This is a genomic window from Priestia sp. SIMBA_032, assembly GCF_046535215.1.
Lineage (GTDB): Bacteria > Bacillota > Bacilli > Bacillales > Bacillaceae_H > Priestia > Priestia aryabhattai.
In genome coordinates this window covers 66,088-77,718 of record NZ_JAWRXD010000016.1, presented here as the reverse complement: position 1 = coordinate 77,718, position 11,631 = coordinate 66,088, and the positions used below count along the sequence as shown (strand labels likewise).

Annotated in this window: 9 protein-coding genes; 3 read left to right on the top strand and 6 right to left on the bottom strand. The window is 33.6% G+C overall.

From position 1 onward, the window contains the following. Nucleotides 1–208 precede the first annotated feature (208 nt). Nucleotides 209–1,333, bottom strand: a complete 1,125-nt coding sequence (locus tag SB717_RS26975; RefSeq protein ID WP_074682852.1) for an ROK family transcriptional regulator — start codon at nt 1,331–1,333, stop codon at nt 209–211. 229 nt (nt 1,334–1,562) lie between these two features. Between SB717_RS26975 and SB717_RS26970 the strand changes: the two genes are divergently transcribed. The 3 genes from SB717_RS26970 to SB717_RS26960 are packed head-to-tail and all read left to right on the top strand — an operon-like array spanning nt 1,563 to nt 5,308. Continuing rightward, nucleotides 1,563–2,339, top strand: coding sequence for an SDR family oxidoreductase (locus tag SB717_RS26970; RefSeq protein WP_074682853.1), 777 nt, complete (start codon nt 1,563–1,565; stop codon nt 2,337–2,339). A gap of 41 nt (nt 2,340–2,380) precedes the next feature. Next, entirely contained in the window at nt 2,381–3,943 is a 1,563-nt protein-coding gene (locus SB717_RS26965) for an FGGY-family carbohydrate kinase (RefSeq protein ID WP_074682854.1), read from the top strand. A gap of 18 nt (nt 3,944–3,961) precedes the next feature. After that, entirely contained in the window at nt 3,962–5,308 is a 1,347-nt protein-coding gene (locus tag SB717_RS26960) for an MFS transporter (RefSeq protein WP_074682855.1), read from the top strand. A gap of 548 nt (nt 5,309–5,856) precedes the next feature. Here the strand turns inward: SB717_RS26960 and SB717_RS26955 are convergent. The 5 genes from SB717_RS26955 to SB717_RS26935 form a co-directional block, all read right to left on the bottom strand. Continuing rightward, the gene (locus tag SB717_RS26955) at nt 5,857–7,164 is read right to left on the bottom strand and encodes an MFS transporter (RefSeq protein ID WP_410905556.1); all 1,308 of its coding nucleotides are present in this window, start codon (nt 7,162–7,164) and stop codon (nt 5,857–5,859) included. Nucleotides 7,165–7,229: 65 nt separating this feature from the next. Then, entirely contained in the window at nt 7,230–7,517 is a 288-nt protein-coding gene (locus tag SB717_RS26950) for an ArsR/SmtB family transcription factor (protein ID WP_074682857.1), read from the bottom strand. 587 nt (nt 7,518–8,104) lie between these two features. Then, nucleotides 8,105–8,392, bottom strand: coding sequence for a hypothetical protein (locus SB717_RS26945; protein WP_074682859.1), 288 nt, complete (start codon nt 8,390–8,392; stop codon nt 8,105–8,107). A 564-nt stretch (nt 8,393–8,956) separates the two neighbouring features. After that, nucleotides 8,957–10,390, bottom strand: a complete 1,434-nt coding sequence (gene uxaC / locus SB717_RS26940) for a glucuronate isomerase (RefSeq protein WP_410905553.1) — start codon at nt 10,388–10,390, stop codon at nt 8,957–8,959. 109 nt (nt 10,391–10,499) lie between these two features. Then, nucleotides 10,500–11,597: a Gfo/Idh/MocA family protein gene (locus tag SB717_RS26935; RefSeq protein WP_410905551.1), complete on the bottom strand. Its 1,098-nt coding sequence runs from the start codon at nt 11,595–11,597 to the stop codon at nt 10,500–10,502. Nucleotides 11,598–11,631 lie beyond the last annotated feature (34 nt).

The following is an 11,631-nucleotide window of genomic DNA, read 5'->3' as shown; positions in this document are numbered from 1 at the left end:
TCCATTAGAATATAGGATTCAAGCCGCCTAATTTTTTTTATTATTTCCACTGTCTACTTGACAGGGGGCTGTTCAATAAAAGCAAAGGATTCTTTTTTTCGGGTTAAGAGCATTTTATTATAAGCTTTAGTATTCATCTAGGGTTTAATCACTAAAATGATAAGAAGTAAAGAGAACTATAATATTAACTTATAATTTGTCTACATAATTAAATTGTGTTTAAAAAAGATTGAACGAAAGGTATAGCAGCACCTATAGGAACGCCATTTTCAGGTGAACGGCTAATATGAATAAATGAATCATTATTTGGAAATGGGGTTTTATCATAAACTTTTTTATGAAGAAATTCAATGTCTTTTTCTTTTAAGTAAGGAGATATATGTCCACCTAAAATAAATTCTCTGTTAATAACAAGATTAATATTATTGATTGAAAATGCTAAGTCATCTAAAAATGAGGTCCACCTCTCTTGATAGGAAGTGTTACCAGATCGTAATTCTTTAAAGAAAACTTCTAATGATTCATCTTCTTCTAACAGGGCACTAACAGAACAAAATGTTTCCATACATCCTTTTTTCCCACAGTAACACGGGTCTCCATGAGGGTCGACCGTCATATGTTCTACCGTACCACTATGCCCTTCTCTTCCCATATAAATTTGATTATTTATAATAAGAGCCCCCCCAAGATGGGTACCAATTGACAAATAAATAATGTCTCCGATATCATTTCTAATCCACAATTCTGTATTAGCTGCACACTTTGCATCATGGAAAAATACACAAGGATAATCTAGGTGCTGTGAAAATACCTCAATATCTAAACCTGTACAGTTTAATATTTTTCCATATGTAATACTCTTCCCATCAGTTGATGTTAAAGCTTGTACTGCAAAACCAATGCCAAGGACTTGTTCCTTTTCTACATTAAGAGATAGGATAAAATCATTTACCGCATTGCTTACTTCTTTAAAATAACGATCTGTATTTAAATATTCAATTGATAGTTCCCTCTTTGCAAATGCAATACCAAGCAAATCAATTGCTAAAATGCAAACTGTCTTTTTTAGAATTTCAACACCTATACTAATATGAGCCTGTGGGCATATAGCATAGGCAGTTGCACGTCTACCAACAGAGGATTCAAATTGACCACTCTTTTCAATCAATTTTTTCTCTTCTAAACGAACTAAATTCTGGGTTACAGTTGGCAGACTCAAATTAAGTTGATTTGCAATCTCTTGTTTTGAAAGTCTCTCGTTTTGATAAATAAGGTGGTAGATCGACGAGTAGTTACTTTTTTTTATATCTTTAAATGTAATATTATTATCCATGCAAACAACCTCATTATGTGTAAATATTTTATAAAACTAGTTTATTTAAATTTAAATAAAATATATCACACCACCTGAAGTAATAACAACATTCGCAAGTTGAATGAAGGGTAAGTTCACCTTTTTTTATTTCTTTATATTGACTCATACATAAAAAGGTTATATTATATAAATTAATTTTATAAATATATTTTATAAAACTACTTTCTTGAAAGAGAGGAAATTGAATATGGGAATCATTGAAAAAATGAGATTGGATGAAAAGAAAATTTTTGTAACAGGTGGAGCAAGGGGTATTGGAAAGAGTGTTGCAATCGCTTTCGCAGAAGCAGGAGCCGATGTAGCGATTGTAGATCTGGATTTTGAAGCAGCTCAAAAAACCGCAACTGAGTTAAAAGAACACCATAAGGTTAAAACGATTGCTATTGAAGCCGATGTTACAAAACCAGAAGATGTAGATGGCATGATTGAAAAAATACTTAACGTTTTTGGTCGTATAGATGTTGCCTTCTGTAATGCTGGAATTTGTATGAATGTACCTGCAGAAGAAATGACTTTTGATCAGTGGAAAAAGGTCATTGATATTAATCTAACTGGTGTATTTTTAACAGCTCAAGCAGCTGGAAAAGTAATGTTAAAGCAAGGCGGCGGTTCTATTATTAATACGGCTTCTATGTCAGGCCATATTGTAAACGTGCCTCAGCCGCAGTGTTCCTATAACGCCTCTAAAGCAGGAGTAATTCAGTTAACAAAATCTCTGGCAGTAGAATGGGCTACAAGAAATGTACGTGTAAATTGTATTAGTCCAGGCTATATGGGTACAGAACTTACATTAAATTCTCCAAGTTTGCAGCCCTTAATCGAGCAATGGAATCAAATGGCACCTCTTAAAAGAATGGGAAGACCAGAAGAACTTCAATCTATATGTGTCTATCTTGCTGGAGATACTAGTAGCTTCACCACAGGGGCAGACTTTGTAGTAGATGGCGCCTTTACTTGTATTTAATAGATTAACAGATTTTAGCTTTCAAGATTGGAGGACTATATATGCATTATTTACTCGGTACAGATATCGGAACATCCGGTACCAAGACAGTTTTAATGGACACGGAAGGTAATCTAATTGCTCAAGATTTACAAGAATATGATGTATTGACCCCAAAACCATTATGGGCTGAGCAATGGCCTGAGGTATGGCTTCATGCCGCCAAAACTTCTATTAAAAATACAGTGCAGAAATCAGGAATTGCTGCGAGGAAAATACAAGGAATTGCTATCAGTGGTTTGTATGGTGGTTCTGGTATTCCATTAGATGAAAATATGGAGCCGGTGAGACCTTGTATGATTTGGATGGATCGTAGAGCAGAAGAAGAAACAAAATGGGTTTTAGATAACATTGGAGAAAAAAGACTTTTAGAAATTACTCACAATGGCGCTGACCCCTATTATGGTTATACCAAAATCTTATGGATGAAAAACCATGAACCAGAAAACTGGAAAAAGACAAAGCTATTTTTGCCCCCAAATGATTACGTTATTTATAAACTAACAGGAGAAATTGCGATTGATTATTCTTCTGCAGGAAATATCGGCGGTATTTTTGATATGAACAATAGAAGCTGGTCTAAAGAAATGATGGAAGAGATGGGTATTCCTCTGTCAATGATGCCAGAGAAGATTGTAGAATCAACAGACATTGTCGGTAGATTAACGAAAGAAGCTGCAGTTGAATTAGGGCTTTCCGAAGGAATGCCCGTGATAGCAAGTGGTATTGATTGCGGTGCTGCAAACATTGGACTTGGGGTATTTGAACCAGGTGTTTATGCAGCAGCGATCGGAACTTCAATGTGTGCAGCGTTGGTTTCAGACAAACCAGTGAAAGGAAAAGATCTGATTGTTTGGCCGTATCTATACGATGCAAAAAAGCTTTCTTATTATTTTGCTGGTGGTGCTACTGCAGGTGCGATTGTAAAATGGTTTCGTCAGACTATGTGCCAGTTTGAAGTGGAAGTGGAAAAATCCGGAGGGAAAAATGCCTATGATGCGTTAAATGAGCAAGCAGAAACCATTCCTGTTGGTAGTGAAGGTCTAATTGTACTTCCTTACTTTATGGGAGAAAGAAGCCCTGTTTGGGATTCAGATGCAAAAGGAACGATTGTGGGACTTTCATTAGCTCATACAAAAGCTCATATTTACCGTGCATTTTTGGAAGCGGTCGCATTTTCTTTGCGAGATGCAATGGAAGCGACTGGGGAAAATCTGGGTGAGTCTATCCTACTTGCCGGGGGAGTAACAAAATCAAAATTGTGGAGACAAATCTTTGCTGATGTAACGGGCTATCCAATTGTTTGTCCAATCCATGATGTAGAGGCAAATATGGGAGATGTCATGCTAGCTGGAATTGGAACAGGGCTGTTATCTTATGAAGATGTGAAACAATGGCAAGTATTAGATGAAAAAATCATGCCAAATAAGCGGAGTCATGAGAAGTATAATGACTATTACAAGGTTTACAAATCTATATACAATAACTTAAAAGATGATATGAAAACGCTGACAAATATTTCGCTTGAAAATCATGCAGATCGTATACTACAAAAAACAATTTAAAATTGTGGGGTAATACACATGGATAAATGGAGAAAAAGAATTGGATATGGTGTTGGCGATTTAGGGTGCAATTTGGTATTTAGCACAATGGCATCTTACCTTTTGTTCTTTTATACCGATGTTTTTGGAATAACGGCAGCAGTTGCTGGTACTTTAATGTTAGTAACAAAAATAATTGATGCTTTTGCAGATACTGGTATGGGATTATTGGTTGATAGAACACATACGAAATGGGGTCAAGGAAGACCCTATTTCCTGATAGGAGCTATTCCTTTTGCTATATTTACTGTACTGACCTTTATTGTTCCTGATTTCAATATGATGGGAAAAATCATTTGGGCTTATGTCACTTATTGCTTATTAAACATTGCTTATACGGTGGTAAATATACCGTTGAATACAATTGTACCAAGGTTAACTTCAGATAACCATGAACGTAATTGGTTAGTATCTACTAGAATGATTTGTGCGTTGATTGGAACTGCTTTAGTAATGTCTGTTACAACACCTCTAGTAAATTTCTTTGGACAGGGAGATACACAAAAAGGTTTTTTAATTACAATGAGCATTTATGGCATTGCCTCGGTGTTAATATTTGTAATCACTTTTATGAGTACGAAAGAGGTTATTCCACCGTCAACTCAACCTTTAAAATCCTCGTTTAAACAAGATTTTAAAGGGCTGACAGATCAAGCATTTATTTTTTTTATTTTAAACTTTCTCTATTTCGCCCTTTTTGTTATAAGAAATACCACCGTCATATACTATTTCACTTATAATCTTGGCCACGCGGATTGGTTAACTTTTGTTGGTCTATTCGGAATTCTTTCAGGACTACCGATGTTAATTATTTTACCTTGGCTTCAAAAAAAGATGACGAAGAAAAATGTACTGCTCTTCAGTACGTCCATTTATATTGCTGGGGATTTATTAATATATTTCGGGAAGTCTTCTCCTATTTTACTCATAGCAGGACTGGCGATAACTGGGCTCGGAATTTATGGCATCTTTGGTACCACATTTGCAATACAACCAGATATTATTGATTACTCAGAATATAAGAATCATAGAAGTATTGCGGGTATGATTGCTGCTTTTCAAGGATTTTTTGTAAAAGTAAGCCTCGGATTGGGGAGTGCGTTCGTAGGGGTTATTCTAAAAATGGGTGGTTATGTACCAAATTCTGTACAAAGTTCTACAACTTTAACCTATATTGAACTGGTATTTATATGGGTACCCTTGGGTATTTGTTTGCTTATCGGAATAACAATATGGTTCTACAACCTCGATGCTAAGCGTGCAGAAATGGATGTTGAACTTGAGCGTCGACGCTCATTAGCTAACGAAAAAGTTATAAACTTTTAATAGAATATATTCATTAAAATCAGAATAAACAGGGCTAAAAAGAATTTGTAGAAGCAGTAATGCACCCTACGTTAATTGGGATTATTTTAACAAAATAAAATTTAATTCAACAGAGAATTATATAGAACTTAATCAGAGTCTCTTATTTTCCAAAATGCAAACAAATAATTGAAAGCGTTTTAAAGATTGTTTGATAGCTTTCTTAAACCTGATTTAAAAAGAGTTTCTATATAAAAATCCTTATGAAAGATGATATTTCCTCTCTTAGTGGTAGACAAGTAAAAGGAAGCAATCTATTCTGTCTACTACTGAGGGGATTTTTTATGAGGGAAATGAGAAGAACAATTCGGGAATATTGTATTGTTGATTGAATAGGCTTAGTATTCATTTTAGAGCTCACTTTTTATAAGTGAGCTTCTTTATTTCCTATAACATGGATTATGTTAACTACCAATCTATACGATATACAGCCTAAAAAAAGAAAAAAACTACCTGATCTAATTGTTCAATTAGTTTTTTAGGGTAGTTTCTTCTGCTCTATTGCAGCATTACCCCGTACTCTTTTGTTTTACTATGGATAACACAAAAGAAAGGATTAATAGCCCTGCAAAGAAGAAAAAGGAAAAAATAAGATTTGAAGAAATCTCTAATAAACGACTGGACATGGAAGGACCAAAAGACATCCCTAAAAAGTTGAAGAGATTGTATACCCCTATCCCCATCGACATTTTCTCCTTCTCTATTGTATGAGGAATTTCAATATTAATAATTACAGTTAGAGCACTAAAGCTTATATAGATAAATAATACTCCTAGCGTGATCATAACCATAGAATGAAGACCAAGAAAGATTAGAATACCAAAACCTATTAATTGTACACCAATAGATATAACCATTAATTTCTTATTACTTATAAAATGAACAGCCTTCCTCACAAGTAGACCAATCAAAAAGCCTACTATTGAGATACTACATAAGATGAGACCGATTAGGATAACTGATACATGAAATGTTCGAATGGCCTGTAAAGGAAAAAGAAACAAAATAGCTACCATGGCTGCATTATTAATAAAACTAATTAAGATTAATTTGTTAAAAGAATAAGATAGGAATACGGAAAAATCAATAAATAATAAGACTCCTTGTTTTTTACTATGCAAGCCCAATAAGAGGATAGAAAGGACGCTTAGAATAAGCAAATATCCATTTAATTTTACTCCTAAGATAAAAGAAATAACAAAGAGAAGTAAATAAAACAATCCGGAAAAATCAAAGGGTTTAGTTACTTTCTCGTTAACAGCATATCCAGAGGGGATAAAGTAGTATAGTCCAAAAACTGTGAGTAAAGTCAGGCTCATAAATAAGAATAAGGATGGCCACCCCCAGATATGGGTTAGTATTCCTCCCATCAAAAAACCAAATCCAGAACCTAGAGACAAACACCCTCCTATTAATGTAAGAGTGACATTTCGTTTAGCTAAAGGAAGATATTGATTTGCTGTGATCATGGATAAAGCAATAAAAGAACTGCCCCCCATTGCTTGAATAATACGGCCTATCAGAACTCCAATATATCCATTAGATAAATAACCTATTACTGAACCTAAAGTGAATAAAAGAACACCAATCATTAATAATTTTTTAATCTGAATGTAGGAAGATAATTTGCTATATGTAATTGAGCCAAAAGTAATAACCAATGTATAAGAAATAACAATCCAACTGATTGCAGAGCTCGTAACACTCAAATCCTTTGTCATATCCTCAAGAGCCACGTTAAATAAAATAGCATTAATGACACCAGATAGAACAATGAAACATAACGTTACAATGAGATAATTTGTTCTGTTTTTCATAAATAACTCCTCTTTAATCAAATAGTCATAAAACTTTAAAACTAATTAGTAAAAAAAAAGCTACTTTATAATGTAGCCAAAAATCCAGGAAGGTATTGTTTAAACATTTCAGTATTCAAAGAAACGTATTTAGTTACACCTTCTCGTTTAATTGTTACCAGCTGTGCATCAGATAAAATTTTCAAATGATAAGAACCATTTGATTTACTAATCCCTAAACTCCTTCCAATATCTGTACATCGCGGGCAACTTTCTTCTTGAGATAAGATACGAATAATATTTATTCTCTTTTCATCTGCTAATGCATTAAATATTTTAACTCTTTGAAGATCATTTGTTTGTTCTAAAGTCATAGAACTATTATATAACAAACAACCAGATTGTCAAATATCGTTATTTCCCTTAACAAAAACTGCTTCAATTTACTTTTTAGTACCTAGAATCGGTTTTATGTTAACCAAGGTTGTATATCATAGTCATCTTAAAAAACAGAAAAACCTATCTCTTCCCAGTTAAAAGAGGTAGGTTTTTTCTGTTGCAGAATTTAGTTGCATGAGTCGATGTTTGGTGACATCTTGAGTAGTTTGCTTAAGTTGTTGTTTATTACCCGTATATAGTGGGAGAAGGATATAAATCAATTTCTTTTACTGGTCATTTGCACCAAAAGATTGGTAAGAAAGATAATAGCAAAGGGAACAATGCAAACAATGAAGATCTCACGAAAGATCATATAAACCTTATTATTCATTTATATTGAATCCACCTTTATATCTTTGAGTAAACTTTTTAGGGTTTCTTAAGTAGTAGAATGTTCGAATAAAGGGAAAGTATTCATATCAAATAAAACAACAGGGTTAATCATACTGATATTCTTAGCATTTACTTCTCATAATGGTGATATGATAGGTTATTTGTCTTGGATGGCATAAAAAAAGCCAGTTCATTGAACAAACTGTAGCTTATTGTTCTTTATTGGATTAAAACTGTTGAGATAGACCTTTTCTTGAGCATACTTGAAATAATACCCCAGTTCATCTTGGTGGATTTTACGAGTAAAGAATCTTTCAAGTGTAGTGTTCTTAGCACAGCCAAAGAAGTAGTCCTCTGTATCAGTATAAAAGATGTCAATAGCGTAAATAGAAAAGTCATAAACATAGGGTAATCTGTACACAGCAAACTTACTAGTAATACCTTGCTCATATCTCTTGATGTGCTCTGTCTTTTTCATAACGTTTCAACTCCCTTGACTAAGGTTAACAGTACTCTGGAGAGTAATTCCTTCTTTTTATATAAAATAAAAAGAAGGACAACAAACAATGAAGTTGTCCCCCAAAAACAGAAAATGAACAAAACATGTTGCATATACAATGTGTTTTGTCATTAATCGATAGTATAACATGAGAACAATATCCTATAACCTTTGATACATACATGTATAGAAAATGACATATATCGTAGCCCTACTGAAACATTGGTCATAAAAAGAGCAGATTCTGTATTTTGTAATCGACTCTACATTCGATAGAAACCTACTTTTTCTTTTGCCTAGGTTTCATCATTTATTAAGTAAATATTAAAGTACTTCGTAAATCATTAAAGTTTCACCATTTACTCTTACTGACGAAAAATATGATCTTTTTCTACAATGTATCGCGCTTTTAACTTATAGAATATCAATGCCTATTTAACAAAAGAACTTAAATCAATCTCTTAATAAAAGTAATATATAATAGAAAAAGCTCGTCAAAAAAAGCTTTTTATTCGAAAAGAAAATTTATATCTTACTGTATTATTAATTTGTTTTTATTGGTACTGTCTCATTTATTTCAATGTTAAAATAATTTACGGCATTGTTATAACAAATATCTTTGACTATTTTTCCTATAAACTCGTAATCCCTTGGAAGCTCACCATTTTCTATCCAAGTCCCAAGTAAGTTACATAAAATTCTTCTGAAATATTCATGGCGAGGAAACGATAAAAAGCTTCTTGAGTCCGTAAGCATACCTACGAAAGTACTAAGCAAACCTATATTAGATAATGTTTTCATTTGATCTAGCATGCCGTCTTTTTGATCGTTAAACCACCACCCGGATCCAAATTGAATTTTTGCTCTGGCATCAGAAGATTGAAAATTCCCTATAGTAGAAGCTACAATAGCATTATGAACAGGATTTAAATTATAGACAATTGTTTTAGGTAAAAGGTTATCTTTGTCTAATTCATTAAAAAAACCATTTAAATGTCTTGCTAGGTGGAAGTCAGACATAGAGTCGTACCCACTATCTTTTCCCGTTAACTTGAACATTCGTGTGTTATTATTCCTTAAAGCACCTATATGTAATTGCATGGTCCAATCAAGAGAATAATATTTTTTACTCAGGTGAATAAGAGTGTTTGTTTTAAATTTATTTATATCCTCTAGAGATAGTGTTTTTCCTTGCAGAGCACGTACAAATATAGAAGACACCTCTTGTTCAGTAGCTGGTGAAAATGGAAAAATTTCAAAACCATGATCAGAAATTCTACATCCATTTGCGTGAAAATAATCAATTCGTGAATGTAATGAAGCGATAAAGTTTTCATATGTTAAAACAATGCTGTTAGTTGAATCACCTAATTTTTCTATATAATTTACAAAATTTGATTGTTCAATATTTAAAGCATGATCTGGTCTAAATGTAGGTAGGACCCTAGTTGTAATTCCTATATCTTTACGTATAATTTGATGACTTTCTAAAGTGTCGATTGGATCATCAGTAGTACATACAACTTTCACATTAAAATTTTCTAAAATTCCATTTGTAGACATGGTACTTTGATTTAATCTCTCATTACAGATATCCCAAACTTCATGTGCATTTTTTTCTGAGAATACCTCATTTATATTGAAATAACGACTTAATTCTAAATGTGACCAATGATAAAGAGGATTTCCTATTGTATATGGAACAGTTTGAGCCCAAGCTAAGAATTTTTCCTTATCACTTGCATTCCCCGTGATGAATCTTTCTTCTACGCCTAACCATCGCATAGCCCTCCATTTATAGTGATCCCCATTAAGCCAAATATCAGTCATATTTCCATATTTTTTGTTAGTAGCAATTTCATCAGCCAGTAAATGCGTATGAAAATCATAGATTGGCATATTTTTTGCGTAATCATGATAAAGAACTTTTGAACTTTCGTGATTAAGCATCATATCTTTGCCTAAGAATGTAGACAATATAGTCACCCCTATACATTTTATAGTTTTTTTATCTTTCAAACTTATGTTTAGAAAATCTCAATTAAATTAAATAAGGTGTTATTAACAAAAATAACACCTCACTTTTTTAAATCTTACTTAATTCAAGCTCATTATTTACGTAGATTGCGTCTCTTTGTGCAATTAAGCATAGTTCTGCGGCTTTAAAAGTATGTTCTTGAGTCATAGCATTTTCAGTATCGTTTAAACAATCTAAAATAAGCTCACCAAAGTAAGGGAATCCTACCTCTCCATTTAGAGAAAAATGTTGCTCTGTATGTTGATTTACTAAGTATAAATGGTCTCCTATTTTATCTCTTGCTATGTCTACGTATTTGCGAATTTCAATATACCCATCTGTTCCAAGAATGAATGTGCGCCCATCTCCCCAAGTGCTAAGGCCATCAGGAGTCAGCCAGTCTACTCTAAAGTAGTTTGTAGCCCCATTATCAGCAATCAAAGTAGCATCGCCAAAGTCTTCTAATTCAGGATATTGATGATGCTTATAATTGCCCACTTTACTATGTACAACTTTTGCATCTTTTGCGCCCGAATAGAAAAGAAATTGTTCGATTTGGTGACTACCAATATCACATAGAATACCTCCATAATATTCCTTTTCAAAAAACCAGCTTGGTCTGCTTTCTACATTACTACGATGTGGGCCAGTTCCAAGAACTTGTACCACTTTTCCAATTGCTCCTTGTTCAATCAATTGCCCAGCAAATACGGCACTCTCCACGTGCAAACGTTCACTATAATAAACAGCCCATTTAAGCCCCGTTTCAGCTGTTTTTTTACGAGCAAGCTCCAATTGTTCTAAAGTCGTAAAAGGTGATTTATCCGTAAAGTAATGCTGACCATGATCTAAAACACGCAGTCCTAAATCACAGCGTTTAGATGTAATGGCTGCGCCTGCCACAAGCCTTACATCGGGATCTTCGAGAATTTCTTTCTCACTTTTGGCTACCTGTACCTCCGGATATACTTTACAAAATTCTTGTACTTTTTTCTGATCATTGTCATAAACCCATTTTAATGTAGCCCCAGCCTCAGTTAATCCATTGCACATTGCATAGATGTGTCCATGATCAAGACCTATAGCCGCGATTACGAATTGTCCTTCTGTAACGACAGGGGCACTTTTTCCCTTAGGAGCATAATTCATTCCATCACTTTTTTGCATTATTGTTCCTCCTCAAGCTAGCTTTCAGTTTATT

Bases quoted from the DNA above. Each gene is read 5' to 3' on its own strand.
- SB717_RS26935 (WP_410905551.1), bottom strand. From the start codon at position 11,597: ATGCAAAAAAGTGATGGAATGAATTATGCTCCTAAGGGAAAAAGTGCC.
- SB717_RS26950 (WP_074682857.1), bottom strand. From the start codon at position 7,517: ATGACTTTAGAACAAACAAATGATCTTCAAAGAGTTAAAATATTTAAT.
- SB717_RS26945 (WP_074682859.1), bottom strand. From the start codon at position 8,392: ATGAAAAAGACAGAGCACATCAAGAGATATGAGCAAGGTATTACTAGT.
- SB717_RS26960 (WP_074682855.1), top strand. From the start codon at position 3,962: ATGGATAAATGGAGAAAAAGAATTGGATATGGTGTTGGCGATTTAGGG.
- SB717_RS26970 (WP_074682853.1), top strand. From the start codon at position 1,563: ATGGGAATCATTGAAAAAATGAGATTGGATGAAAAGAAAATTTTTGTA.
- SB717_RS26965 (WP_074682854.1), top strand. From the start codon at position 2,381: ATGCATTATTTACTCGGTACAGATATCGGAACATCCGGTACCAAGACA.
- SB717_RS26955 (WP_410905556.1), bottom strand. From the start codon at position 7,164: ATGAAAAACAGAACAAATTATCTCATTGTAACGTTATGTTTCATTGTT.
- SB717_RS26975 (WP_074682852.1), bottom strand. From the start codon at position 1,333: ATGGATAATAATATTACATTTAAAGATATAAAAAAAAGTAACTACTCG.